This is a genomic window from Bacteroides stercoris ATCC 43183, assembly GCF_025147325.1.
In the GTDB taxonomy this organism is placed as follows: Bacteria; Bacteroidota; Bacteroidia; order Bacteroidales; family Bacteroidaceae; genus Bacteroides; species Bacteroides stercoris.
Window position 1 is genome coordinate 3311373 of sequence record NZ_CP102262.1, and the last position, 24528, is coordinate 3335900.

General features: G+C 42.7%; 29 protein-coding genes and 1 pseudogene. 14 read left to right on the forward strand and 16 right to left on the reverse strand.

Annotated features, from left to right (window positions below):
• Positions 1-3 precede the first annotated feature (3 nt).
• The 9 genes and pseudogenes from NQ565_RS13795 to NQ565_RS13835 form a co-directional block, all read right to left on the reverse strand.
• The gene (locus tag NQ565_RS13795) at positions 4-546 is read right to left on the reverse strand and encodes a hypothetical protein (protein ID WP_005651853.1); all 543 of its coding nucleotides are present in this window, start codon (positions 544-546) and stop codon (positions 4-6) included.
• Between the two features lie 76 nt (positions 547-622).
• Positions 623-1789, reverse strand: a complete 1167-nt coding sequence (locus tag NQ565_RS13800; RefSeq protein ID WP_175456007.1) for a competence protein CoiA family protein — start codon at positions 1787-1789, stop codon at positions 623-625.
• A gap of 40 nt (positions 1790-1829) precedes the next feature.
• Entirely contained in the window at positions 1830-2681 is an 852-nt protein-coding gene (locus NQ565_RS13805; RefSeq protein ID WP_005651856.1) for an AbiH family protein, read from the reverse strand.
• Positions 2682-2845: 164 nt separating this feature from the next.
• Positions 2846-3484 (reverse strand): hypothetical protein, encoded by a 639-nt coding sequence (locus tag NQ565_RS13810; protein ID WP_005651857.1) that lies wholly within the window; start codon positions 3482-3484, stop codon positions 2846-2848.
• Between the two features lie 177 nt (positions 3485-3661).
• Positions 3662-4123: a DUF6808 domain-containing protein gene (locus NQ565_RS13815; protein ID WP_005651859.1), complete on the reverse strand. Its 462-nt coding sequence runs from the start codon at positions 4121-4123 to the stop codon at positions 3662-3664.
• Complete coding sequence (locus NQ565_RS13820) at positions 4120-4518, reverse strand: D-Ala-D-Ala carboxypeptidase family metallohydrolase (protein WP_005651860.1); 399 nt, start codon at positions 4516-4518, stop codon at positions 4120-4122. The genes NQ565_RS13815 and NQ565_RS13820 overlap by 4 nt, the downstream gene beginning before the upstream one ends.
• A 114-nt stretch (positions 4519-4632) precedes the next feature.
• Positions 4633-5007 carry a hypothetical protein gene (locus NQ565_RS13825; RefSeq protein WP_005651862.1) on the reverse strand — a complete coding sequence of 125 codons (375 nt, stop codon included), beginning with the start codon at positions 5005-5007 and terminating at the stop codon, positions 4633-4635.
• On the reverse strand, positions 5004-5186 hold the full coding sequence (locus NQ565_RS13830; RefSeq protein ID WP_005651863.1) for a hypothetical protein: 183 nt from the start codon (positions 5184-5186) through the stop codon (positions 5004-5006). The genes NQ565_RS13825 and NQ565_RS13830 overlap by 4 nt, the downstream gene beginning before the upstream one ends.
• Before the next feature lie 209 nt (positions 5187-5395).
• Positions 5396-5608: pseudogene (locus NQ565_RS13835) on the reverse strand (tyrosine-type recombinase/integrase); the annotation flags it as partial.
• 280 nt (positions 5609-5888) lie between these two features.
• Between NQ565_RS13835 and NQ565_RS13840 the strand changes: the two are divergent.
• The 3 genes from NQ565_RS13840 to NQ565_RS13850 are packed head-to-tail and all read left to right on the forward strand — an operon-like array spanning position 5889 to position 8522.
• Positions 5889-7118 (forward strand): site-specific integrase, encoded by a 1230-nt coding sequence (locus tag NQ565_RS13840; RefSeq protein ID WP_005651866.1) that lies wholly within the window; start codon positions 5889-5891, stop codon positions 7116-7118.
• Positions 7119-7137: 19 nt separating this feature from the next.
• Positions 7138-8355, forward strand: a complete 1218-nt coding sequence (locus tag NQ565_RS13845) for a site-specific integrase (RefSeq protein WP_040315391.1) — start codon at positions 7138-7140, stop codon at positions 8353-8355.
• A gap of 32 nt (positions 8356-8387) precedes the next feature.
• The gene (locus NQ565_RS13850) at positions 8388-8522 is read left to right on the forward strand and encodes a hypothetical protein (protein ID WP_259830149.1); all 135 of its coding nucleotides are present in this window, start codon (positions 8388-8390) and stop codon (positions 8520-8522) included.
• A 355-nt stretch (positions 8523-8877) separates the two neighbouring features.
• Here the strand turns inward: NQ565_RS13850 and NQ565_RS13855 are convergent, their stop codons facing one another.
• The 5 genes from NQ565_RS13855 to NQ565_RS13875 form a co-directional block, all read right to left on the reverse strand.
• Entirely contained in the window at positions 8878-11778 is a 2901-nt protein-coding gene (locus tag NQ565_RS13855; RefSeq protein ID WP_005651872.1) for a TOTE conflict system archaeo-eukaryotic primase domain-containing protein, read from the reverse strand.
• 4 nt (positions 11779-11782) lie between these two features.
• On the reverse strand, positions 11783-12472 hold the full coding sequence (locus tag NQ565_RS13860; RefSeq protein WP_005651874.1) for a DUF3307 domain-containing protein: 690 nt from the start codon (positions 12470-12472) through the stop codon (positions 11783-11785).
• The gene (locus tag NQ565_RS13865) at positions 12465-13124 is read right to left on the reverse strand and encodes a hypothetical protein (RefSeq protein ID WP_040315393.1); all 660 of its coding nucleotides are present in this window, start codon (positions 13122-13124) and stop codon (positions 12465-12467) included. Before NQ565_RS13865 ends, NQ565_RS13860 begins: the two co-directional genes overlap by 8 nt.
• Before the next feature lie 211 nt (positions 13125-13335).
• A complete protein-coding gene (locus NQ565_RS13870; protein ID WP_005651879.1) occupies positions 13336-13668 on the reverse strand; it encodes a helix-turn-helix domain-containing protein in 333 nt (110 codons plus the stop codon).
• Positions 13665-14042, reverse strand: coding sequence for a helix-turn-helix domain-containing protein (locus NQ565_RS13875; RefSeq protein ID WP_005651883.1), 378 nt, complete (start codon positions 14040-14042; stop codon positions 13665-13667). Before NQ565_RS13875 ends, NQ565_RS13870 begins: the two co-directional genes overlap by 4 nt.
• Before the next feature lie 415 nt (positions 14043-14457).
• Between NQ565_RS13875 and NQ565_RS13880 the strand changes: the two genes are divergently transcribed.
• Together NQ565_RS13880 and NQ565_RS13885 are read left to right on the forward strand one after the other, a co-directional pair.
• Positions 14458-15018: a hypothetical protein gene (locus NQ565_RS13880; RefSeq protein WP_040315395.1), complete on the forward strand. Its 561-nt coding sequence runs from the start codon at positions 14458-14460 to the stop codon at positions 15016-15018.
• A 45-nt stretch (positions 15019-15063) separates the two neighbouring features.
• Positions 15064-15483, forward strand: a complete 420-nt coding sequence (locus NQ565_RS13885; RefSeq protein WP_008764259.1) for a hypothetical protein — start codon at positions 15064-15066, stop codon at positions 15481-15483.
• Between the two features lie 113 nt (positions 15484-15596).
• Here NQ565_RS13885 and NQ565_RS13890 read toward each other — a convergent pair whose 3' ends face one another.
• On the reverse strand, positions 15597-15902 hold the full coding sequence (locus NQ565_RS13890; RefSeq protein ID WP_005651898.1) for a helix-turn-helix domain-containing protein: 306 nt from the start codon (positions 15900-15902) through the stop codon (positions 15597-15599).
• Positions 15903-15932: 30 nt separating this feature from the next.
• The gene (locus tag NQ565_RS13895; protein WP_040315434.1) at positions 15933-16244 is read right to left on the reverse strand and encodes a helix-turn-helix domain-containing protein; all 312 of its coding nucleotides are present in this window, start codon (positions 16242-16244) and stop codon (positions 15933-15935) included.
• 361 nt (positions 16245-16605) lie between these two features.
• On the opposite strand from NQ565_RS13895, the gene NQ565_RS13900 reads away from it, so the two are divergent.
• The 9 genes from NQ565_RS13900 to NQ565_RS13940 all read left to right on the forward strand — a co-directional run bounded on the left by NQ565_RS13900 (position 16606) and on the right by NQ565_RS13940 (position 24526).
• Positions 16606-16731 (forward strand): hypothetical protein, encoded by a 126-nt coding sequence (locus NQ565_RS13900; protein WP_005651901.1) that lies wholly within the window; start codon positions 16606-16608, stop codon positions 16729-16731.
• Between the two features lie 91 nt (positions 16732-16822).
• On the forward strand, positions 16823-17269 hold the full coding sequence (locus tag NQ565_RS13905) for a DUF3408 domain-containing protein (protein ID WP_005651902.1): 447 nt from the start codon (positions 16823-16825) through the stop codon (positions 17267-17269).
• Positions 17270-17506: 237 nt separating this feature from the next.
• Positions 17507-17881 carry a plasmid mobilization protein gene (locus NQ565_RS13910; RefSeq protein ID WP_005651904.1) on the forward strand — a complete coding sequence of 125 codons (375 nt, stop codon included), beginning with the start codon at positions 17507-17509 and terminating at the stop codon, positions 17879-17881.
• Positions 17878-18834 carry a relaxase/mobilization nuclease domain-containing protein gene (locus NQ565_RS13915; RefSeq protein WP_005651905.1) on the forward strand — a complete coding sequence of 319 codons (957 nt, stop codon included), beginning with the start codon at positions 17878-17880 and terminating at the stop codon, positions 18832-18834. Before NQ565_RS13910 ends, NQ565_RS13915 begins: the two co-directional genes overlap by 4 nt.
• Positions 18835-18888: 54 nt before the next feature.
• A complete protein-coding gene (locus tag NQ565_RS13920) occupies positions 18889-19686 on the forward strand; it encodes a hypothetical protein (RefSeq protein WP_005651906.1) in 798 nt (265 codons plus the stop codon).
• Between the two features lie 3 nt (positions 19687-19689).
• On the forward strand, positions 19690-20892 hold the full coding sequence (locus NQ565_RS13925; RefSeq protein ID WP_005651907.1) for a site-specific integrase: 1203 nt from the start codon (positions 19690-19692) through the stop codon (positions 20890-20892).
• 261 nt (positions 20893-21153) lie between these two features.
• Complete coding sequence (locus tag NQ565_RS13930) at positions 21154-22509, forward strand: hypothetical protein (RefSeq protein ID WP_074713670.1); 1356 nt, start codon at positions 21154-21156, stop codon at positions 22507-22509.
• A gap of 17 nt (positions 22510-22526) precedes the next feature.
• Positions 22527-22916 (forward strand): hypothetical protein, encoded by a 390-nt coding sequence (locus tag NQ565_RS13935; protein ID WP_005651909.1) that lies wholly within the window; start codon positions 22527-22529, stop codon positions 22914-22916.
• A gap of 11 nt (positions 22917-22927) precedes the next feature.
• Positions 22928-24526, forward strand: a complete 1599-nt coding sequence (locus NQ565_RS13940; protein WP_005651910.1) for a hypothetical protein — start codon at positions 22928-22930, stop codon at positions 24524-24526.
• Positions 24527-24528: the final 2 nt, after the last annotated feature.

The window sequence follows — 24528 nt, forward strand, 5'->3', positions numbered from 1 at the left end:
TATTCATTTAAGCAACTCACTCAGTGGAATTACCTCAGTCTTATATTTGGGTGGCATAAATAAAATTTCATTTATATTCTTAGGTAAATGCCATTTTTCGTTCTCTTTTACAGCTTCAATTAAATCTCCTCTTCTAACAAGATAATCAAACCTGCTTTTCGCATCATTATGCTTAAAATAAAAGAATTTATCCCCATTATGATATTTCGGACACCATATATCACATTCATAGCTTAAGATTGGAGTACCATCATAATCACACCGAACAGCACCTTTATCCTTGATAAAAAAGGGAATTGCATTTTTATAGTGTTCCTTAGCAAGAAAAACATACTGTTTGAAATATGCACTCTTATCAACATATTTAGCTATCTGTTTCACATAATCACGATCATCACCAAGGGCTATTACAAAATTTACTTGATTAAAACTACTGCTAACTAATATTGTATGTAAAGCATATAGTTTAGTACCATAATATTGTGTAACCGTAAATTTACATTCTGTACATTTATATGGAATAGGATTATCTTTTTTCTGAATCATAGTATTATAAAATCAAAGTTACTTCACAAAAATACAAATCAAGGAAGAATTATCAAATAGAAACGGACAAAAAGCTTTAATGGAAGCCAAAGCACGTCATAAACAAGTCTGAATTTTTACTGAAATATGAGCCATAAAAGGAAAGACAGTTCAGTAAGTTTCCTTTTATATAATTTATCCCCCTACTATCCATACCTTTTTTCCAAACATTATATACAATATGAGACAAATAATTGCAGTTCTCACTTATAACGTTTTCATCGACTGTGAATTCATTACATCCTATAGCCTGATTAGATTTACAATATTTTTCAATGCCTTTCTTTTTATATAGACAACATAGCCTTTGATTTGTATAGCTATTTTCCTTATAATATTTACATAAAAAACAGTTCTTTGCATTTTCGTAATTCTTATATACAATTGCCCAACCAAAGACAAAAGGGTTTATCCATATAGTACGATTTGCCAAATAATCGAATGTAATCTCAAATATAGCAGATGAATGTCTCTGAGTATATATTTTGCAATTGCTACGATTACTCGGACAAAACCCTTGCATAGAATCTAATAATACGAACTTATTAAGCATCAAACCTTCAGTTTCAGATATTCTACATCTACGTTTAAAATTATAAAAATTCACTCGTTCGCTCTCGGAAATCATTCCACTTTGTATAATAGTATTCAGTTCATATTCTGAATTTAGAGCCACCTCAATAATACGTATCCCAGACCCTAACTTCCCCTTCTCACACTGATGTGAAACTAAAATTTCGATGAAAACAGGTTCATATTTATTCTCCGAATTGGTAAGAAGCAAATCTGCACGAAACCCCTTATATGTTTTTTCTCGAGTGATTACATTGTAATAATTCTTTAAGTTAAAAGATTGGCTCGTTTCTTTCTCACAATAATAAGAAGAAGTATAGTCATCATGATTCCATAGACAATGTTCAAAATTAGAGCATCTATCTTTTGTTTTAAAAGAGATATTTAATGCACCATCTGAATTAAACCACTCTTCAATTCTTTTCTTAGCAAGAGCATGAAGATAAGTTTCATAGCTACAGTTTTGCGGTCTTATCTTATGAGCATAATGCTTTACTTTAACAGAACCTTCTTTTACAACCATTTCTCCTTTACAATGAGGACATCGATATTCTATTCCTTTCTGAGCATTTTCAATACCAACACACTTTTCATTCTTATCAAGAGCATACGTATATTTGAGTTCTGTCATAATATTAAATCTACCAACCATTCCTATTAGTAAAATTGAACTATCTCTCTTTGTTTATATCTATAAAACTAATATTATTATATTCTCCAAATTTAGCTTGCTGATTATTTGTCAAAATTTTAATTTGCCACTTCATATCATCATAAGAGTTTTGTCCATAGTGATAAAATATAAATTCTTTTTCTTTACACCCAAATTGAGTTTGTCGTCTAAAAAAATCATCAAAATAAGAATGGTCGGTTTGCCCCAAAGAGTATCCAAAAAATATTATTCTTTCTGCGTTATCCAAAATATAAGGTAAACCCTTTACTTTTTGATAAGGACTATGAGATTTATACAAAAAAACATGCTTTTTATCTACTTGGGCATTATCTTCTACGCCAAATACAAAGCCATTCTTTAATGTACCGTGTACGTGGTTAATTATATATTCTGATTCATTATATGAAATATCACTTAGTATATTTTCAATTGTATTGGTATAATTAAATGTAAGGATATATACAGGGGATAACTTAAACGCTTGATCTAATACATAAGTGCCCATAGCTGAGAAATAGTTCCCTTCTTTAGTCACCTCCATCAAATATGACTTTAAATGAGAGCACAATTCATTGTATTCATCACGCAATGTATCACCCTTTTTAGGTTTACCTTCTATATATATTCTTGGAAGAAAAGTACTTTGTGAATACACACTTAACTCATTTTCAATATCAATCCATAAATTTAAAGATTGCTTCTTCCGAAGATAGTCCACCAAAAAATTGTTCTTTATATCAGAAAACCAATGGCTTTTCATAAAATCCTTATAAGAAGTTTTCAGACCAAGATTTAAATCAAACCCGTTACCTACAACAAACACTGTTTTATAGTTTTGCAATTCATCCATAGTATTATAAAATCAAAGTTAATCTACAAAAATACAAAGCCAAGAGGTATTATCAAATAAAAAGTAAATAAAAAAGCCCCGACGAAAGTCGGGGCGAAATATCTTTTACTTATCAAGAGCTTTTTACGAAATCTATAAAATCACCTAATGACAAGATAAAAATATTATTGTATATCAGAGTGTTTTGATAAATAGATATCTCTCAGATAAATGCTCATCAATTTAACTATAGATTGCATAGAAAGTTTTACAGCTTTGTTTGTATTAGAAGCAGGGTCTAATAACTCTATTGTATCAGGAGAATAATATATAAATTGTTTGATATCAGTAAACATTTCATGCCCCATATTTCTAAGAAGAAATCCTAAAGCCTCTTCCTCTACATCATACGCTGTCGTTGGATTTATCTTCTCTAGCTCTTCCATTAAAAAATCAATATTATCATCTATTGTTTTTTTAGCTGAAGATTTCACAAACAAGACATTGCCAAGTGGTGTCATTTTTAAAGGGCTCGCTTTCTTTGCCAATTTATCAATCATGTCATTATCAAATTTCATTAACCATTTATTTATCTCAACAACCATGTCATTTGTAGATGAAACAATACGTTGTAATTCTTTATAACGTAAGTCGGAATTTCTTATATCATCTTTATGCTTTTCACATGGCAAATCATCAACTGCTTTTCTTGTTGTTTCCAGTTTAGTATGATATTTTGATATTATCCACGTAGCTATGATTACTATCAATATAACAGCTAACCATGGAGCATGGTTCAATAAATAAGTTAAAATTGGATTCATAATCGTGTTTACTCTTTACTTGCAAATTTTACGCATCAAGATGTTGCAAATATAAGATGTTTTATTGAAACATCAACTACAACAACAAACATTTTATATTATAGTATAAATATTTATACTATAATATAAACTACATCATAATGTTAAATTGAAAGTGAAACCGTAAAAATAAATCGTTTACCACTGCCACAAGTCATAACTCACTCCAACCCCAACATAAAACACACCCAGATACCCATACCCAGCCTGCAACCCAAATCCCCAACGTTTCTTTTTCGACTTGATGGTGACCGGATGATAGACGTCATTCGTTTCCACTTGATAAACGGTCCTCAGATACACAGTCATACTATCCAGCTGCGGGTCTACATATCCGCTCACCACCGCACGATACAGGCTATCTTCATACACAACCCGTTTGCGATGAAGCAAAGTGTCACCTATACGTACTGTGTCATTCGGCAATATCTGCCAAAAGACCGCTATCGGTGCGGAGATAAGAACCGTATCAAGTTTGACAACCGTCTGTATCTTTGTTTCGGTACGGATTTCTGCCGGCAAAGGCTCGTGCGGACGGAACCAGGCTACCACACAAGCGATTGCCAGCAATACAACTAATAGCCAGGGTAGATTTTTCATAGCTTCAGTACCTGATTACGGTTTCTACCGTCCGCCCGATAACTTACATGTACCCAGGCAAAATTACTCTCATCAATTAACTGGTCGAAAGGAAGGTTCTTGCGGATATGTTCGAACAGTAGCTTATTCTGTTGCCTGTCTCCGGTATCAATGTCCGCGGCCTGTCCACTCATGTGTTGGCTGGTTGTCGCACCGCCAACTGCCTTATTCAATGCCGGGCAACGGTAACCGCTGTTCACAACGATAGGTTTGCCGTACCATTCGCGTAGCGGGTCAAGAACGTTATCCACCAATGCAGTCAGATTGGCTTCTATATCACTGCCACATCTGTTGTCAATTCCTTTGCGGTCGGCAGTTGTCGAACGGCAAAGTTCTTTTATCGTAAAATACTTCATACATCATTTGATTTAATATAAACATACACTACATTTGCAGAAGCCTTTGTTTAAACTTTAAGTTTGTGCTAAAAAGGGAAGGGAGCCGTTGCGAAACACCTTCCTTCCCGCGAATTAATAATCGCTCGGTGGCTTCCGCCCGCTACATCCCCGGACATCACACCGCCTTGCTTCCAGCTTTATCTTCTCTATCTCCAGTGTAGCGTTCTTTTCGGTCAGCTCGCGGATACGCTGGCGGTCTTCGTTCTTCTCGGCATAAAGCTGGTCTATTTTGGAATCAAGTTCCATTACCCTGTGTTCCTTTTTCTCGTACAGTTCCTTCCATTCAGCAGCATACGAGGTGATATTATCAGCTTCCGCCTTTCTCGCTTCCGCAGCCGCCTTGCGCTTCTTGCTGTCATAGAACATGAACACACCGAAAAGAGGAAGCAGGATAGTAGTAACTATCCCGCCGGTGATGTTGAACAGTTCATTCAGTTCCTCCATCATACCTTCAGCCCCGTTACATGTTTATCACTCCACTCTTTGGCATTCCAACCGAGAAGAATGCCGGCAATAAACGCACCGGTACTCACAATGCTTGCCCAAAACGGTACATACTGGTAATAAGCCAGCAGACCTACAATCACAGCCACCACAACAGCCAAAACAATCAGTTTCTTTTTCATCTACGAACTTTTTTAATTAAACAAAAAAAGCCCACGAACGCATCCTGTTAAAGACACGTTCATGGGCGTTAACCAATAAAACATGACAAATATACTCATTTACAATCACTTTTCAGCGAAAGTAAACAAGAAATTTATGAGTAGGGAATATCTTGCCAGGAAAGGGTTGCCAAACTATGGCAGTAGAATATCAGTAGAACCTATAAAATCTACCCACATTCTACCACACGGCTAAAATCAGGTGTTTTTTTCTTCCTTTTTACAGCCTTCAAATCACGTATTATTGTATTAGAAAGAACCTCTGAATACACCTCCGTAGTTCTGACGGAAGTATGACCAAGTAGCTTTTGGACGGTGGTAATCGGAACGCCCTGATGCACAAGCAGGGTCGCACAAGTATGACGGGCTGTATGGAATAAGATAGGCAAACAGAGCACCGGAAACGAGAAGAAAGGATAACGTAATCCATTGGAAACTAATCATTTCTCTATATTCTTCCACTTGTGGAAAAAGCAGGAAAGTGGGGATTATTGAAGATGTTCAGTTACCAAACCGTTAGCCGGTCAGTTACCGAAAGGGAACGAGGTAACGCGAAGCAAATCGGATAATTAAAAACACCGATATATTACACTGATTGTCATTGTTTTGCATACCGAAGAACGCTTATAAAACAGGTAATTTTGCAACTAAAGTTATAAGCGTATGAAAGTAGAAAAATTCAAGGTTTTGCTCTACCTCAAAAAGAGCGGACTGGACAAGTCGGGCAAAGCCCCGATAATGGGACGCATCACCGTGAACCGGACGATGGCGCAGTTCAGCTGCAAGCTCTCCTGCACTCCCGGGCTGTGGAATCCCCGTGAAAGCCGGCTGAACGGCAAGAGCAGGGAGGCGGTGGAGATAAATGCGAAAATCGACAAGCTGCTGCTTGACATCAATGCCGCCTTCGATTCCCTTCTGGAACGCAAGGGGGATTTTGACGCCGCTTCCGTCAAGGATGCCTTCCAGGGCAGCATGAAGACGCAGATGACCCTGATGAAAATGCTGGATGCCCTCAGGGATGAGGTGAAGAGCCGTATCGGGATAGACCGGGCAAAAGGGACCTATCCGGCATACGACTTTACCTGCCGTACCATGCGCGAGTTCATTGAAACCAAATTCAAGACGAAAGACCTGGCCTTCGGGCAGCTTACGGAACAGTTCATCCACGACTATGAGAATTTCATCCTTGACGAGAAAGGGTATGCCGTGGACACCGTACGGCATTACCTGGCAATTCTCAAGAAAACGTGCAAAAGGGCTTATCAGGAAGGACACTCCGAACGGTTCATGTTCCAGCACTATGTCCTTCCGAAACAGACCGTCAAGACCCCCAAGGCACTGAGCCGTGAAAGTTTCGAGAAAATCCGTGACGTGGAGATAGCCCCGCACCGCACGACCCACCGTCTGGCAAGGGACCTGTTCCTCTTCGCCTGCTATACCGGGGTCGCCTACAGCGATGCCGTGACCGTCACCCGGGAAAACCTGTACACCGGCGAGGACGGCAAGCTATGGCTGAAATACCGCCGTAAAAAGAACGAGCTCCGCGCAAGCGTGAAGCTGCTGCCGGAAGCCGTCGCCCTGATAGAGAAATATCATGATGACAGCAGGGACACGCTGTTCCCGATGATCCACTATCCGAGCATGAGAAACCACATGAAGGCGCTGGCCGTACTGGCAGGGATAAAGGAGAACCTGTGCTATCATGTCGGACGCCACTCGTTCGCCTCGCTCGTCACCCTTGAAGCGGGCGTTCCGATAGAGACCATCAGCAGCATGCTGGGGCATAGCAACATACAGACGACCCAGGTCTATGCCCGCGTCACCCCGAAAAAGCTCTTCGAGGACATGGACAGGCTCATCGAAGCCACCGGAGATTTGAAACTTGTTCTATAATCCATAAACAATGAGAATCATGAGAAGTACCTTTTCCATACTATTCTATATCAACCGCGGCAAGATAAAGGCTGACGGAACCACGGCGGTCATGTGCCGCATCACCATAGACGGCAGGAACACCGCCATCACCACCGGGATATGCTGCAAGCCGGAAGACTGGAACGCCCGAACCGGGACCATACGCACGGTAAGGGAAAATGCCAGGCTGCAGGAGTACCGGAAGTATATCGAACAGACTTACGAGGAAATTCTGAGGACGCAGGGTGTCGTCAGTGCGGAGATTATCAAGAACCGGGTGACAAGGCAGTTCGTCGTTCCGACACACCTGCTCCGGATGGGCGAGATAGAGCGTGAACGTCTCAGGATACGGAGCAGGGAGATCAATTCCACCTCCACCTACCGGCAATCACAGTATTTCCAGAAGTACCTGACGGACTACCTTGCTTCACTGGGGAAGAAGGACATCGCCTTTGAAGAAATAACGGAAGACTTCGGCAGGAACTACAAGGCATTCCTTATCAGGAACAAGAATTTCAGCACCTCGCAGACCAACCGCTGCCTCTGCTGGCTGAACCGCCTCTTGTATCTTGCCGTGGACAACGAGATCCTGCGCACCAATCCGGTGGAGAATGTCGAATATGAGAAGAAAACCGCGCCCAAGCACAAGTATGTCACCCGTGAAGAGATGAAAAGGATACTGGCCATGCCCCTGAATGAAGGACGTGCGGAACTGGGCAGGCGTGCATTCATCTTCTCCTATTTCACCGGGCTTGCCTATGCCGACATCAAGCAGCTCCATCCGTGTCATATCGGGACGACGGCGGAGGGGCGGCGGTTCATCCGCATCAGCCGGAAGAAGACCGGGGTGGAAGCGTTCATCCCCCTGCACCCGATAGCCGAGCAGATACTCGCCCTGTACAATACCACCGACATGCACAGTCCCGTGTTCCCGTTGCCGAGCCGGGATTCCATCTGGCACGAGATACGGGAAATCGGCGTGATCCTGGGCAGGCACGATGACCTTTCGTACCATCAGGCCCGGCACGGGTTCGGGGTCCTGCTCATTTCAGAGAGCGTATCCATCGAGAGCATAGCCAAGATGATGGGACACTCCAATATTTCCACCACACAGGGATATGCCAGGATAACGGAGGAAAAAATTTCAAGGGAAATGGACAGACTGATGGAAAAGAGAAGCCAGAGCCGCACACATTCCGGCTCTGACAGCCAATAACCATTTCGCAGCCGCCTGCTTCCTCGCCGTCCATGAAGTTAGTACAGACTTCATTGAAAGTGAAAAGGTCGGGCGGCCGTGCCGTTTCGGGCAGAATCTTCCTTTGCAGGCAAAGCGTATTCAGCCCGAAAACCTTTCCCCTTTCACGTCTGTACAGGGAAGGCTGACGGCAGCGGAAACAAGCGACCGACGGAAAAGTCGATACAACAAAAAAGGAACAGCATACAGACAGTAGGAAACTACCGGTCCGTATGCTGTTCTGATTGTTCTGATTTTCTATAGGAGAGCGTTTTTTTGAAACACAATGAAAAAGGCAGGCGGCAAACTGCGCTCCCTCCAAAAAATCAATCCGTTTTTTCGACCACCTGCCAATATCCGCCCTTGTCCGGCTGAACTGCTTCTGTCTTCATTCGCTGTTTTCATGCTTAAAATTCTGAAATATAATGTATCACAAGTGATTTGACAATATACATTTAGCCGGTGTCCTCCTTATATCTGCTGCATTATGATTTCATTTTTGTATTACTTGCCATTGCCATTATTGTAAATGACATCCAAAAATTCTTCTGCAAGTCTTATATCTTTAATTCTTATAATATTGTCTTCTTCCGTCGGATAGCCAAGGATATTGATACTGCCATACCAGACGGAGGATTTGTCCATAATACATGAACATAATGATAATTCAGGTACAATCTTTACGAACAGCCCCTGTCTTCTGAGATAATCCGACTGCCCGTTTTCTGTCAATGTAAGAATGGCCACTTCAATACCGTCTCTTTGGAGTTCTTTCAAGATATTGACAAATTTATTTCGTTCCATATGATAGAGCTTAGGGGAAGATATCACAATGGATTGTCTTGAGGCTTTTAATTCTTTTATAAACGGTTGACAGAATGTTATACCGTTGAATATCTGTTCTTCATGCGGAGACGACTGTAAACCTTCGGTTGCATCAAACAATGTCTGACAATCCTTGGAAAGTACCCGATAGCCGATGGCGGAATAGCCTTTGAGCCTCTTGCGATACATGCTCTCACAGACAGGTTCGTGTATATCGATATAATCATAGATACGGACATCGGCTTTTCCTTCGTTCTCCCGGTGCAGACGGCCTGCATACTGGGCAACCAACCCTTTCCATGATATGGGGAGGGCTAAAAAGAGCGTATCAAGCCGGGGATAGTCAAATCCTTCTCCTACATATTTTCCGGTAGCGACTATTACAAGAGGGGAATTTTGCGGAATGTCATGCAATCCTTGCAGGACTTCACGCTTGCTTTTGGCTATTCCTTCTCCCGTCAGTTGAATGACGTTGGCGATATGCGGTTTTAACATTCCGGAAAGCAGCTTTACATGCGATGTCCTGCCGGTCAGGATAATCGGTGTCCTTCCTGCCGTTACTGCATTTAACACATCCTCCACGATGAGCGTATTCCGTAACTCGGATTCAGCAAGCGATTGTGACAATAAGGCGAACGACTGCCTGTTGTCAGTTACAGAGCGATAGGATGTGAATCTTGGAACAAGATAACGCTGGAATGACTGCTTCTGTATCTGGGTCTTGGCATCTGCCGAAAAGCGGATTGGTCCGCACTGCATGAAGATAATGGGTTGCAGTCCGTCCTTGCGGATAGGTGTGGCAGTAAGTCCATAGACATGATGTGCCGTAATATGTCTGAGTACATTCTCAAACGTTATGGAAGAAACATGATGGCATTCATCCACGATCACCATCCCGTATTCACGTACAAAAGGTCTTACCTCGCCATTTTCAAAACATGATTGCATAAGGGCGATGTCAATGACTCCATGCAAGGTGTTTGAGGTTGAATCCAAGCAGCCTATGGGAGAAAACACTTTTTTCCTGCCACGTTTTCTTGACGTGGCAGGCTCGGCAAATTCTATCTCAAGAAAGTCGGTAAGGCGTTCGTGCCATTGCAGGAGCAGCGCTTTGGAATGTACCAGCACGAGTGCGCTTACCTTTTTTCGGGCAATCAGAGCAGCTGCTGTTACTGTTTTCCCAAAAGCGGTCGTTGCCGCCAATACCCCGTTCGTGTATGGCATTAAGGAATTGATGGCATCAAGTTGCTCGTCACGTTCCTTGCCCTTGAATGCAACGGCAACAGGCTTGCCGTGATTGGTTTCATCAATCATTTCATAAGCAACTCCAAGAGATTCCAGCATAGTTGTTACGGCATCCTCACAACCGCGGGGCAGGGCGAGGTAATCATCCGTAAAGTCTGCACGGCAAATAATACGCGGAATGTTATAGGTAGAGATGCGCATCGCTTGTTTGCTGTAAAATTCCGGATTTTTGAATGCGGCTATACGCTTGAGATGATTGGCCACCTTTTCGGATATGGAGTTTAGGGGGATGTATAGTCTGTCCGATTTTTTAATTTTCAGTTTTCCGTTAAAATCTTTCTGCGTGACATCCTGAGATACAGGAAGCACCCAAGGCTTTGTTTCTGAAGAAGTTGCCAACGAACCGAAATCTTCCTGTCTGTGCCGGGCCAATAACATGTCCAAGTCATGCTCGTTAAGCTTTTTTGCATTGTATAAATAAGCCCATTGGTTTTTGAACTGAAGGAAGTTTTCATCCACAAAGACACTGTTTCCCATTTTCCGTGCCCTGCCTTGCAATGGAAGGGCTATCAGATTTCCGAATCCGCCTTCAGGCATTCTGTCCTGATTGGGGAAGAAACGGTCGTATGAATTGAAGGTAATATGTCCGTTGCGCTTCATGGCCTCAGTAAGGATGGCATTGCCTAATTTCCTGGCTTTACCGGCAGCAACCGGCTCTTCGAAAAATATCCATACATGCGCCCCGTTACCGGAGCGTGAACGTTCGATACTGTACGAAATTCCCCAATTCCTACAAACGGCAATGAAAGCCAGCACATCTTCCTTATATCCGTGAGTACAATTCTTGTCATCAAAATCAGCGCAAAGAAAAGAGCATTTATTGTCAGGGGTGACAGCATATAAACCTATAACATCACACCCGTATTCATCTTTTCCCTCCAGATGGCGGTAGATTTCCCGGCTTGTCAGAGGAGCAAGGTTGCGATTCGGGCAATCCGGGCACTTGTATCGTTTCTTGTCGCAGACTCCTCTTTGCCATTCATTGGTACAGACCGGTTGATAGCCTCCCTTTCCCGTTGTCCTGCTGAACCATCTTCGTGCAAAAACATCCGTTCTTCCTTTGAAAAAACTGCTGAACAATGCTATTTTCTCATCAGGCGTAAAATTGACAGAAGAAAATATTACAGGAGAAAAAATCGGCTCCTTATCAGAGATTTCCGATACGGAATAGACAATGCCGTGTTGAAGAAGAATTGATTTCAACTCTTCGTTCTCGGCAAGCAATGCATTATATTTCCCGACAAGCGTGTCGTATTTCTTTTGCAGCTCTTCCATCCTGTTATGCTGCCATCAGTCCGCAAAGCAAAGCGATTCCAAAACTTAGAAATGTTCCGGCAAGGACATACTCGGTTTTTGCTGTATCCGTATCCTTGAACCTCAATATGGATTTTGCGGCTATGATAAAACCGATTGCTTCATACCTGCCTATTATTACAAATATTATTGTGAGAATACGTTCCAGGTTTCCTATCAATGCTCCGGCATTTTTGATATTCTCACAGGATAGTGTTTCTCCGATTTGGTATCTTTTCAAAACCAGCTTGATCAGGACATTGGCAGGTTTGATGCACAACAGTACCGCCAGTATGAATAAAGGCATGGAGAAGTTCCCGGTATAATCCACAAATTGTACAGGCAATTCAGTGGTGATATCAAACTCGGTAGCCACAGCAGCCAATATTGCCAGATGTGCAGCCTGGTCAAGAGCAAAACTCCACAATCCTTTGGGACAATAGGCTTTGACAAGGTCAATGACCAGATGTGACAGGGCAATGGTCAAGGCATAAAACCCGAAATCGCTGACCGGAACCAAAGCCCATGATACTACAGCTACAAGAAGCGAATGTACATACAGGAAGTAGCTTCTGAATTTCTTTTCCTCTTTCTGTGAGCAGTATTTGTCATTTTGCAGGTAGAAATCGGCTATGACGTGGGCCAACAGCAAACTTAAAAACAGCCAACTATTCATATTCGTTAAAATTTATCTGTTCAAAATACTTCAAGGCTTCCTCTATGCAATACCATTTTGTAGCCGATGAAGCCTTGTTTACACCGGATTGTGATATTCCCAGATTTCGGGCTATATCCGTTTCCTTCAATCCAAGCAGTTTGTAATAAATGACCTCGCTCTGGCGCAGGGTCATGTCATTCATGATGGCATCGGTCAGCAATGCGACCGTCTGTAAGGGGCAGGATAATTGTCTTTTACTTGTACATACAGACAAAGTCCCTTTATTCAAGGCATTCATTCCCTCAAGTGAACGCCCCGACATATAAATGGCCTCGCCATCCCAAATGCCCTGTTCCGTGTCCACTATACGCATGTTTCCAATACCGATAGCCGTCCTGATACCATATGTCTGAAAGCTCTTCGCCTTCTTGTTTTCTGTAATAGGGAAAGACTTGATGCATGATTTGATAACAAGAGCGATACGAAGGGCATTGGATACATTCTGCATCACACACTCGATATAATCGCCTTTGATTTGACGACCGTAAAAATCCGGGTATTTTGTTTTGAGCAAAGCAAACAGGGCCTCTATCCTTTGCTTTAGTCTGATAGTTTCATCCACGGATAACGAAGTGGATGAAACTATATCTGCCGAGATGGTTGCAAACATATTACTATCTATTGTTTTGGCTGTAAATGTATGAATATAATTTGGCATAGCCAAGAAATATACCCTAAAAAGGGTGTAACATTACTATATACCCAATAAAGGGTGTATCTGTATTGCATTACAAAACCAATCCGCATCATTTAGTGAACCTGTGATGCGGATTCAGAAATGAAGAGTTGAACTTGGCGGATGCCCATAATATGGGGTAATATTAAAACCTGGTTCTTCCATTCTGATGGTACGCCTCCTTGTACCCGTCCATCAACGTACGCTCTATGTCGGAAGCCCTGTACAGGATTCTGCCGCCTATCTGGATATAGGGCAGTATGCCGTTGTTTCGGTAATCCTGAAGGCTCCTGCGGCTGACCTTCAGTCTGACGGCCAGTTCCTTGTCGGTATAATAGCGTTCCCCGTCCAGGGACGGCTTGTTGTTTTCACGTATTTTCTCCACCTTTTCCGATAGTTCTTCCAGCGACGAGAGGAAGGCTCTCACGCGCATGTCGTTTTCCGGTGTCAGCAGCCGGATATTGCCATTGTCATTCATAAGTCAGATATCTGTTTGTTGGTTGGTTTGTTGGTTGGCTTGTTGGTTTGTTTGTTGCTTACATTGCATTTTCTTTCCTTGCCGGCTGTTATACACCGTTTCATTTCCGTCACGGGAAAGATGGACTTCACATCCTCCGGTCTGTAATATACCTTGTGGCTTATTTTGGTATAAGCCAGCGTTCCGTTCTCCCGCATCGTCTGCAAGGTTCTCGGACTGATGCAAAGCAGCCTGCACACGTCATCGCTGTCAAGCCACTCCTTTTCTCCCAAGTCCTCCTGTTCCCGGCAGAGCCGTTCAACTTTTTCCGCAAAAATCTCAAATCCCGAGAGCATCCTCTCGAAAGTCGCCTTGTCTATGACCACTACTTCCATATTCCTGTAATTTTAAGTTTGACATTGATTTTTCATGCAAAACGAAACGGCGGAATCAAGCTGTTCCTACCGTTTCCTGTGCGAAGGAAACAAAAAAACGGAAACAGTCCGCAAACCGGACGGCATGTGTCACCGTCAGACATTCCTTTTCACCGCAAGAGGATAATTGCAGGCGGTAAAAAGCAGAAAAGGACACACTCATTTCTTTGAAGCAAAGGTAGCCGTTCCCCACCGGAGCGCAAGGCCGGGCCCTGCGGGTCGGCGGGGAAAAAATCATCCTCGCGCTTTGCGTTCCGGTATTTTTTCCTGCCGAGCCTTGACGCTTTTCCGGAGGTAGAACGGCTGTAAGGCATACAAAGAAACAAGAGTGCCCGCACCACGGGCCGGATGTCTAACAGATAAATGGAAAAAGGATATGGCAACAAAAGACGTAAAAGAATTCAACGGATGGTTTGACCGTTCATACGCGAGATTGAAGGAGAGACTCTCCATCTATGGAAAAATCGACGAGGACGCATTCCATGACGCCTATCTGGCAGTCAGGAAACAGGTCATGTTCGCAAGCGGCGGGATCGATGAGTTGGAATCCTATTTCTTCGGATGCTACCGGAGAATCCTACAGTCGGGCGCAAGGGATGAAAGCCGTTACGACAGTCCCGGAGACGAGTATTTCGCAAGACTGGGCGAGACGGACTGCGCGGAAGAGACAGAGGAACGGGAAGAGATGCTGACCGGATGCGACAGGCTGGTAAGGGACATACAGAAGTTCCTCAGGCGGCATTTCTCCTACGAGGATTACAGGATATTCATGCTGCGGTTCTACGAGACCGGAAGCTCATTCCGCACCATAGCCAGGCACATGGGCGAGAAGACCTCGGTGGTGACACGCAGGGCGCAGGCGATGATGGAATCCGTCCGGGCAAACAGGAAGTTCATCGCCAGAAGAAGACTGATCATGGCCGGAGAGGCGGCATGACAAGAATAAAGGACAACAAGGTATAACAATAAAATATTGATGATTATGAAACTGACAGTTTATGACAAGAGCAATTCCCATCCGGCACTGACCTACAAAGGCAAACGGATCATCACGGTATGCCGTGACGGCAGCATGTACCTGAGCAGGATACTGAGCAGGGAACTGAGCCTGCACGCAGGAAACAGGCTGTGTATCGCCAGGGACGAAGACAGGCCCAAGGACTGGTACATGTTCGTCTCGGATGACGAGAACGGCTTCACGATCTGGAACGACCCGCGTTGCGCCCGCTTCTCCAACAGCTTCATCGCCGGCATGATACTCGATGTGGCAAAGGTCGAGAAATGCGCCGGTTTCATGGTGGCGAAAGAGCCGGTGAATGTGGACGGCAGACTATGCTACCGGATAATACTTGACAACCCGATACCGAAAGGGGTAAGTGTAAGGACCACCGGTACGAAATAAGCCCGACACCTGAAAGAAAAAGCAAGGGGCATCCGGAGGAAGGAAGAAGAAGAACCGACCTCCGGGTGTCCCTTTTTTCATGCGGCCGCAGGCAGAAGGAACGGGATGGATTTTCATTTTCTTGAACGGTACGCTTCCCTATAGCCGTCCATCAGGGTACGCTCTATGTCGGAAGCCCTGTACAGAATCTTGCCGCCCACCTGAATATAGGGCAGTATGCCGTTGCTTCGGTAATCCTGCAATGTCCTGCGGCTCACTTTAAGCAGGTGCGACACCTCCTTGTCAGTCAGCAGTTCATCGCCATATACGGGAGGTCGGCGTTGGCTGAACAACTTTTCGAACGAAGCCAGAAGCCGGTCGAAATTCGAGTGGAATTTACATACCCACTCATGGTCTTTTTCTCTGATTTCACTACTCATACGGTTTGTCTTTAATTGATACTTCAACTGCTAAATGCTTTTGCCTTTCCATTTCGCCTCTTTCCGTCTCTCTTCCACATCCACAATGACCCGTTCCACGTCTTCCGGACGGTAGTAGGTGCGGTTGCCAATCTTGGTAAAGGCGAGTGTGCCGTTGTCACGGAGGGTCTGCAATGTCCTCGGGCTGATACGCAGTTTCCGGCAGACGGCATGACTGTCCATCCATCGTTCTGCCTTCTTCTTCCCATGCTGTTGGCAGAGGTCATCCATCCGCTGCACGAAGTAATCCAACTTGGCAGCTATCTCCTCAAAGGTTCTTTTTTCAAAACTTACTATTTCCATAATCTCATTGTTTATTTCCATTTGATACTGTTTCCATCTTGTACCGCCAAGGCAAAGCCGGCTTACTGCCTTATCCGATACATCTGACAGGAGGGAACAAGTGGCATGGCTGCAGCAATTTCCTGTTCCCGGTACAAATTAAAGCAGTAATAATCACACTGCAATGGATTTGCAGACGGCTGACGGTCTGTTTCATCATCTGTCATCATGTTGCATGGCCGGTGGACAGTATGACCCGACTGAGCAAAGCCGCCATGTGATTATTACTGCCTGAACTGACTGTAGCAAGTATACCGGTACGATTGCAACGGGTTATCCTATATCCGGTAAAGTGTCCGTTAGATTCAGTCTCCATACTGCCATGAAATCATTGTCCGATTCCATGGACGCCCGTGCGGGTGTGGCAAATCACAGCAGTCGCCACCGTTTGTCCGGTGCATATAATGCAGAACCGGTCATAATTGCCACACTCACTCCATTTGCTTGACACAGTGCACTATACACACTTTCTTTGCTGCCGATAACCGGTCAAGGTACATACCAAGACCACTGTATTGACTTATTAAAATTCAAAGATTATGGCTACAAGAAAAAGCTTTGACAAAGAGCGGTGGGAAGCTATGACAGGTATGGAAATGTCACAGCTCCTTCCTGAGTGTGAAAACCCTGAAAGTGCAGGAGAGGTTACTGACCATGCCGGGAATGAAATCCTGCCAACAGTCACGGAACAATCCGGGATCCAGGAGCCGGCAGAGAAAGACGGTTTCGCTCCTGCATCCAAGTGCCGGATTAGCGGCAGGCAACGCAGGCTGTCACTGGAAGAGTACCGCAGCACATTCCTGCAAGTTCCCAGAATAGAAGACCGCAAGCCCGTATTCGTGAGCTGCGAGGTAAGGGACAGGCTGGACGAGTATGTCCGCAAGCTCGGAAGCCGGAGGATGAGCGTTTCAGGACTGCTGGAAAATATCGCCCGGCAGCATCTTGAAATCTATTCGGAAGACTTCGAGCGGTGGCGCAAACTGTAAAAGACACCCGGTGCAAAATCCATCCGCATCATGGAATGATGGCATTCCGGCATTCAGAACCCGCCAGAGGCGGTCAACGGACGGAACATCAGTTTCGGGAGTTAGCGAGGTTATCTTTCGGGCATCCCGAAAACCTCGCTCCACTCCCGGAGTCGCGGAGGCAATCCGCTCCCAACGGTCGCAGATTGCAGGACATATCATCACAGTAAAATGACCAATCACAGTAAACCAAGTAATATGAGTGACAAGGATAAAACCAGACCCAGAGGCAGACCGAAAGCAAGTGGTATCCGCAAGCTTTCCAAATCCGTGACGGTAAAGTTCTCCAGGATTGATTACGAGCGGTTGCTGCACCGCAGCAGACAGGCGAACCGCACATTGGCGGAGTTCATCCGGGAAGCCGCATTCGAAGCAAGGATTGTGGCCAGGCATTCGACGGAGGAAGCAGCCGTCATACGCAATCTTGTGGGAATGGCGAACAACCTGAACCAGCTTGCCAGGCTGTCCCACCAGACAGGATTCTACCGGACAAGGAATGCCGTCATGGAACTGCTCGAAAAGCTGAAAGTGATCATGAACGAATATAAAAAAGTGGAAAGGAGAAATACATGATAGGCAAAATCAAGAAAGGCAAATCCTTTGGCGGTTGCATCCGCTACGTGATGGGAAAGGACAATGCCGAGATCATCGGTTCCGATGGCGTATTGCTGGGCAATAACCGTGAAATAGCGGACAGTTTCAACTGCCAGTGCCTGCTTAATCCGAAGATAAAACAGCCCGTCGGACACATCGCGTTAAGCTTCAAACCGGAAGACAAGCCGGTATTGAGCAATGAATTCATGGCTAAGATAGCGATGGAATACATGGATCTGATGGGCATCAGGAACACCCAGTTCATACTGGTAAGGCATCACCATACCGACAATCCGCATTGCCATCTGGTCTATAACCGCATCGGTTATGATGGTAAAGTAATCTCCTCACAGGGCGATTACAAGCGTAATGAGATTGCCACCAAAAGACTTAAAGACAAGTACGGACTGACCTATGCGGAGGATAAAGGCAAAACCAATGTAACGAAACTGCATGATTCGGAACGCATTAAATACGAGATTTATCATGCCGTGAAGCAAGCGTTGAAACGCGCCAGGACATGGAAAGAACTTGTGGTCGGTCTGGCCTTGCAGGGTATAAAACTGGAATTTGTCGGAAGAGGCGGCAAAATGAAATCCGCCGGTGACATTCAAGGCATACGCCTTACCAAAGACGGCCTGACCTTCAAAGGCTCGCAAATCAGCAGGGAGTTCAGCTTTGCAAAACTGAATGCCATTCTGGGCGGAAACAGTCCGGATACCGGAGTGGATTTAGAGGTTAAAAAGCAAAATCAAGCTCCGTCAAACCGCAACCGGAAGGAACAGGAACCATCCAATATGGCATTTATTGAAAGCAACGGACTGGGGTTGTTTTCTTCTTTTGGCGAGTCTGTTCCGGAAGAACAGATCCCGTATGACGAACTGCTGCGCAAGCGCAAGAAGAAAAAGAAACGGAAAGGGCTTGGATTATAAGTCTGCCCCAAACAATCAATCATTAAAGTGTAAAACGTTAAAGTCAATGAATTTATGAAACAGGAAGAGTTTATGGAAAGCATCTACGGATGCCTGGAGAGAATCGAAAACAAGATAAACGGGCTGTCCATGCCTCAATCGGCGGGCGGTGATGCCGAAGCGGACAAAGAGGTCATACAGGAACTGAATGCCTTAAAGACAGGCTTCAAACGTGTGCTGGAGGCTCTTGTCATGATCAAGGGCGATACAGCCAATCTACTGAAAAGAAACTCCATGCCGGACAAGTTCATGGAAACCCTGTCTGTATTGAAAAGCGAACAGCAGGCGTACCACAAGAATCAGAACGAGTTCCTGGAACGGTTCGCCCAAACAGAGAAAGACACCATCCTGCACATATCGGAGAAGATGGAATCGCTTTCTACTTCCGTCAGGAACAGGATGGAAGAACCAGATGTAGTCTGTCACAGACACAGCATCAGCATAGATACACCTTATATATTCTGGACCCTGATCATACTGGTAACGTACTCAATAGTTGTATCTGTGGCTTTCTACATCGAAAAGCGACCTGATAATGACCGTATGGATAACGATTTGAAATACCGCTATATCAAGATGAAAGGTGAAGCCACTCCGAATGAAATATCAGAATTGGAAAACATTTTTGAACTGAACCGTGACAATGCCGGTATTGAACAGATACGCGAGGACGTGGAGGCATACGAGGATGCCGTCCGGAAGCAGGCTGCCCTTACCGAGCAGGTACGCCTGAAAGAGCAGGCCGCAAAGGAGTTGGACAGCAAGGCGAAGTCCATCAAAAGCAAGTCTATCGGGAACGAATCTAAAAAATAGCCTATGGCCAGTGTAAAAGCAAAATTCAGACCTTCCGTCATAGAGGGAAAGGAAGGTACCGTCTATTATCAGATTATCCAGAACCGTGTAATCCGTCAGTTAAAGACGGATTACCGGATATTTGCAGATGAATGGAATGATGCTGAAAACAATATCATCATCGGTAATTCAGAGCGAAGCAATCTGCTTCTCTCCTTGCAGGAACGTATGAAATGGGACCTGAAGCGGTTTGAAATGACCATTCGTAAATTGGGAAATCAGAAAAGTACATTTACGGCGGATGAGATTATTGGTTCCTTTCAGAACGGAACGGATGAACAGTCATTCTTCAACTTCATGCAGGGTGTCATCGCCCATCTCAGACAGATGGGCAAGATACGCACGGCCGAGAACTATTCCTGCACCCTGAAAAGTTTCATGCAGTTCAGGCAGGACCGGGATATTCTGCTGTCTGAAATTGATTCGGATTTGATGCAGCTTTATGAAGCCTATCTTCATGGGAAAGGTGTCGTACGGAATACCAGTTCATTCTATATGCGTATTCTGAGGGCGGTATATAACCGTGCCCTGGAAAAGGAACTGGTGGAACAGCGCAATCCTTTCAGGCATGTCTATACGGGAGTGGACAAGACCGTCAAGCGTGCCGTTCCCTTATCCGCCATCAAGCGCATGAAGAACCTGGATCTGTCTTTGCAGCCTAATCTGGAATTTGCAAGGGACATGTTCCTGTTCAGCTTCTATACCCGTGGCATGTCGTTCATAGATATGGCTCACCTGAAAAAGAAAGATCTTCAGAACGGCTTCTTATCGTATCGCAGACGAAAGACCGGGCAGCAGCTGGTTATCAGGTGGGAAAAATGTATGCAGGAGATTGTCGGCAAGTATCCGGAAAACAGTCTCAGTCCCTATCTTCTGCCAATATTGAAATATCCTTTTGAAGATACGAACAAGCAGTACAGGAATGTGATGTCCGTAATAAACCGGAAACTGAAAGAAATAGCCGGACTGGCCGATATATCCGTTACTCTGAGCATGTACTGTGCCCGCCATTCATGGGCAAGCGCAGCCAAAAGCAAGAATGTTCCGATTTCCGTCATCAGCGAGGGGATGGGACATGATTCGGAAATGACTACGCAAATTTATCTGGCTTCATTGGATAACTCCGTAGTGGACAAGGCTAATTTCAGTATTCTGAGAGAGCTATAATACTACAACTGTTTAGGAAAAGTTGTCATTTCTTGTTAAGAGAGAGATAAAACATTGCAAATATAAGCAAAATAGATAAATAGACCATATTAAAATGTTTTTTCTTCACACTCAATCATTTAGAAAATTGGTAATATTTAGGAAAAATAAAGATTCTAATCGCATAATCTATTAAAAGACAGTACAATTAGGATATAAATCTTCTCTCTTAACAAGAGGTGATGATTTTTATGCGTATCAACAAACTTAATAATAATAAATATGAAATACTTTTTTTATAAAACATTAAATCTATGTATTCCAGTCATAGGATTGTTTTTATTATGTACTAGTTGTAATTCATGTTCAACAAGTGCTCCAGACGACAAATATCTATGTGAATTCCACAATAAATATTTTCAATATACAGGAAATGAATCAAAACTTAATGAGAATGATCTGTCTTTGTTTGTAGATTATTCTACTTGCATTACTTTGGGACAACATTCACCATTCTTTCAAAGTTTAGTTCCTTCATTTGTTGCTGCTACAAAACACTATTATTCTATAAAAGGGGATAAGATTGTCGAAGAACAAAATATAAGTGTATTTCAAGCATTAAGCAATATAGTAGAGGTAAATTATGCCGACTTAAAGCAAGCAGCTAATTTAATCGTTAATGGCAACTCTGAAGGTGTGCTTTTAACTGACGGTGAGTATTACCAGAAGAATATAGCTGGTGGCGGAATCAGTGATCCATATATGGCCAATGCATTCAAACAATGGCTTAAGAAAGGACATGATATATATATACTTGCAGAACCATATTTAGAAGGACCTCAGAAATATAACAAGAAGAGATTCTATTTCTTGTTTACAGATAGCAGGTTAGAAGGTAATATCTATAAGAGAATATGTGAAACTACTAAATTAGAAAATTATCCGGATGTTGAAATGTTCCATTTATCGGCAAGTCATCCTACAATTATGGCGGAAAATGGAAAAAGTAAAGTAAATGAAATTGTTTCTGCATCAAACAAAAACTATGGTCTTTATGAAATTCAAGACTGGCCAGTAGATTGGAAATCTATAGAGGGTTATATTATGGGCGCTGTAGATGAAACAACAGGTGATCCACTGCAATATGGTAATCCTGTTATCTCCGGCTTAAAGGTCGATAGAAACAGTTATGGAGGTTTTAGAATTTCTGATATATCAGTTAAGGTTTACGATATAAATGCAGACTATAACAACTTCTACACTGAAACTGAAGCCCCTTCTGGTTTGAATTTGTCTTCTATCAGTTTAACTGAGTCTGTTAATGCATTTGTATATGACAAGGAAGAATTCAACAAATACGGTAATATAAACATACACTTTGATGTTCCTATGTGGAATCCAACTTTCTTATCATGCAAACCGTTTAACTTCACCAAGATAGATATTAATGTATCTGGTATTGAAAACGTATTTGAGAATTATGAAGAAATGTTCAATTTTGATGCTATAGGTTTACCTGGCAAACAGAACACCTCAGTTTCTGAAAGTGTTAAACAAGCATTATTTGACAAGGACATACAGAATATGATGAAGAATGCAAATCTGTATACCATCTACATAAAAAGCAATAAATATTAATCATTAAATTTTCTATTATGATAACAAGAATAACAACTTTACCTCAGTTGGAGGCTTTACAAAACAGTACAATGATTTATGCAGTTATCTCAGCGTTAATAGCTTTGTTGATCGCATTCATTATTTCTTTCATTATCAAATACCAGGGTGGTCAGGACAAATCTTATATAACCAGAAGAATATGGTTTATAGTCATAGGTATAGTTTCTGCAGCAGGTTTTTATCTTTATAATGATTTAGTTGTTAAGGGACAGATCGTTAATGCCGGTTTCAAGAGTATGTTTGTTGAAACCAATATTACATGTATTGGGATTCTTCTTGGAATCTATTTTGTTCTAGGTATTCTGATAATGTTTATCTTCAGAAATTCAAAATTTGGTTCTATTTTAGGTAAGGGGAAAGAATAAATAAGTAAGTTATGGCTCAACAATATTTTGTATTAGGGATTGGTGGTACAGGAATGCGTTGCATTGAATCCCTCATTCATTTATGTGCTATGGGTATGTTTGATGATACAGACATACATCTTTTAGCACTTGATACAGATAAAGATAATGGTAATTTTGCCAGATTGAAAGAAGTAAAGGAAGCCTATGTTAAAGCAAAAGGAACTGATGCTTCACTTCGTACAGCTTTAAACGAAACTTTCTTTTCGGCCAATATCAATTACTATGAATTTTCGCCTAATTATGAAGTCAAGAGCGATTTCATGTCTGTATTTAACTATGGGGATACTAAGTTCAATAATCCGGAGCAAACAGCTATAGCGGATTTGGTATTGACTAAAAACGTAGAAACATTTAACCTTCGTCACGGTTATAGGGCACAGACCCATCTCGGCTCCATGATGATGTATCATTCAATATTGGAAGCAGCCCGTTCAAATAAAAATTCTGAATTAAAGACATATTTGCAGAAACTCATTCAAGTAGCTCAAAATGGAGGTGCTAGAGTATTTATTCTTGGTTCAGTATTTGGTGGAACAGGTGCTTCTTCGATTCCTATCATACCTCAGGCTATATCAAAAGCTGCTGAGATAATGAGTAACGGAGCAGTTAATATTCTCAATAATGCATATTTTGGGTCTACATTATTGACTGCCTATTTTAACTTTAAATCACCTACAGGAGCAGAATTGGTTAATCAGAAAATTATTGCAACCAGTGATAAATTTGCATTAAACTCTCAGGTTGCAATGATGTTTTATGATGATGACAGTACTGTAAAAAGTACATATCAAAAATTTTACATGTTGGGGACTCCTGGTTTGGACTGGAACCCTATGGCTAAAAAGGAACAGTCAGAAACAATTACTGGTGGTGCAAACCAATGTAATGATTCTCATTATATCGAGCTTATGGCCGCTTGTGCTGCACTTCATTTTCTTAAGGTTCCTGAAGATGATTTACGAACAAGAAAGCAGAACCATGACACAGAGTATTTGTATAGAGCTGTTGACGACAGTGGAAAATTGGAATTCAGAGATTTTGTTGGCCAAGAAATGGAACAGGAATTTGCTAAGAAACTTGGTATGCTAACAGTGTTTTCTTTATTCTGCAATGGAGAGGATGATTTTGTTAATAGTGTAAAATCAGGACATCAAAAGGATATTGTGAATTTCCTGGATATAGATAACACTCAAATCAAGGATGGTGTAAAAGAATATTTTAAATTGTTCCATTTTTCTATTAATCAAGATGACACATTGTATGAAGGTTGGTTACGTCAGCTTCATAGGTCTGCAGGTGGTGATGATAAGTTCATTCTGAATGCTGCTTTATTTGCACCACAGAAGAAAAAAGAACTAATGAAATACAAGTGGAATAAGGACTTATATAAAACGACTGGTATAGGCAAAGATAATAAGTTTGATGTTGGATTAATTAGCTCTAAATTTAACGAGTTTAAAAGAGCATTTAAGGATGAAAACCAAAAAGAAATGCCATCTATGACCAATCGTGGAGAACAATTATATAAAAGAATATATAACACACTTGTTTCACTTTATAAATTCTAATT

Coding starts and splice junctions, on each gene's coding strand:
- NQ565_RS13795 (WP_005651853.1), bottom strand. CDS start 546: ATGATTCAGAAAAAAGATAATCCTATTCCATATAAATGTACAGAATGT.
- NQ565_RS13800 (WP_175456007.1), bottom strand. CDS start 1,789: ATGACAGAACTCAAATATACGTATGCTCTTGATAAGAATGAAAAGTGT.
- NQ565_RS13805 (WP_005651856.1), bottom strand. CDS start 2,681: ATGGATGAATTGCAAAACTATAAAACAGTGTTTGTTGTAGGTAACGGG.
- NQ565_RS13810 (WP_005651857.1), bottom strand. CDS start 3,484: ATGAATCCAATTTTAACTTATTTATTGAACCATGCTCCATGGTTAGCT.
- NQ565_RS13815 (WP_005651859.1), bottom strand. CDS start 4,123: ATGAAAAATCTACCCTGGCTATTAGTTGTATTGCTGGCAATCGCTTGT.
- NQ565_RS13820 (WP_005651860.1), bottom strand. CDS start 4,518: ATGAAGTATTTTACGATAAAAGAACTTTGCCGTTCGACAACTGCCGAC.
- NQ565_RS13825 (WP_005651862.1), bottom strand. CDS start 5,007: ATGATGGAGGAACTGAATGAACTGTTCAACATCACCGGCGGGATAGTT.
- NQ565_RS13830 (WP_005651863.1), bottom strand. CDS start 5,186: ATGAAAAAGAAACTGATTGTTTTGGCTGTTGTGGTGGCTGTGATTGTA.
- NQ565_RS13840 (WP_005651866.1), top strand. CDS start 5,889: ATGAAAGTAGAAAAATTCAAGGTTTTGCTCTACCTCAAAAAGAGCGGA.
- NQ565_RS13845 (WP_040315391.1), top strand. CDS start 7,138: ATGAGAAGTACCTTTTCCATACTATTCTATATCAACCGCGGCAAGATA.
- NQ565_RS13850 (WP_259830149.1), top strand. CDS start 8,388: ATGAAGTTAGTACAGACTTCATTGAAAGTGAAAAGGTCGGGCGGCCGT.
- NQ565_RS13855 (WP_005651872.1), bottom strand. CDS start 11,778: ATGGAAGAGCTGCAAAAGAAATACGACACGCTTGTCGGGAAATATAAT.
- NQ565_RS13860 (WP_005651874.1), bottom strand. CDS start 12,472: ATGAATAGTTGGCTGTTTTTAAGTTTGCTGTTGGCCCACGTCATAGCC.
- NQ565_RS13865 (WP_040315393.1), bottom strand. CDS start 13,124: ATGTTTGCAACCATCTCGGCAGATATAGTTTCATCCACTTCGTTATCC.
- NQ565_RS13870 (WP_005651879.1), bottom strand. CDS start 13,668: ATGAATGACAATGGCAATATCCGGCTGCTGACACCGGAAAACGACATG.
- NQ565_RS13875 (WP_005651883.1), bottom strand. CDS start 14,042: ATGGAAGTAGTGGTCATAGACAAGGCGACTTTCGAGAGGATGCTCTCG.
- NQ565_RS13880 (WP_040315395.1), top strand. CDS start 14,458: ATGGCAACAAAAGACGTAAAAGAATTCAACGGATGGTTTGACCGTTCA.
- NQ565_RS13885 (WP_008764259.1), top strand. CDS start 15,064: ATGAAACTGACAGTTTATGACAAGAGCAATTCCCATCCGGCACTGACC.
- NQ565_RS13890 (WP_005651898.1), bottom strand. CDS start 15,902: ATGAGTAGTGAAATCAGAGAAAAAGACCATGAGTGGGTATGTAAATTC.
- NQ565_RS13895 (WP_040315434.1), bottom strand. CDS start 16,244: ATGGAAATAGTAAGTTTTGAAAAAAGAACCTTTGAGGAGATAGCTGCC.
- NQ565_RS13900 (WP_005651901.1), top strand. CDS start 16,606: ATGAAATCATTGTCCGATTCCATGGACGCCCGTGCGGGTGTGGCAAAT.
- NQ565_RS13905 (WP_005651902.1), top strand. CDS start 16,823: ATGGCTACAAGAAAAAGCTTTGACAAAGAGCGGTGGGAAGCTATGACA.
- NQ565_RS13910 (WP_005651904.1), top strand. CDS start 17,507: ATGAGTGACAAGGATAAAACCAGACCCAGAGGCAGACCGAAAGCAAGT.
- NQ565_RS13915 (WP_005651905.1), top strand. CDS start 17,878: ATGATAGGCAAAATCAAGAAAGGCAAATCCTTTGGCGGTTGCATCCGC.
- NQ565_RS13920 (WP_005651906.1), top strand. CDS start 18,889: ATGAAACAGGAAGAGTTTATGGAAAGCATCTACGGATGCCTGGAGAGA.
- NQ565_RS13925 (WP_005651907.1), top strand. CDS start 19,690: ATGGCCAGTGTAAAAGCAAAATTCAGACCTTCCGTCATAGAGGGAAAG.
- NQ565_RS13930 (WP_074713670.1), top strand. CDS start 21,154: ATGAAATACTTTTTTTATAAAACATTAAATCTATGTATTCCAGTCATA.
- NQ565_RS13935 (WP_005651909.1), top strand. CDS start 22,527: ATGATAACAAGAATAACAACTTTACCTCAGTTGGAGGCTTTACAAAAC.
- NQ565_RS13940 (WP_005651910.1), top strand. CDS start 22,928: ATGGCTCAACAATATTTTGTATTAGGGATTGGTGGTACAGGAATGCGT.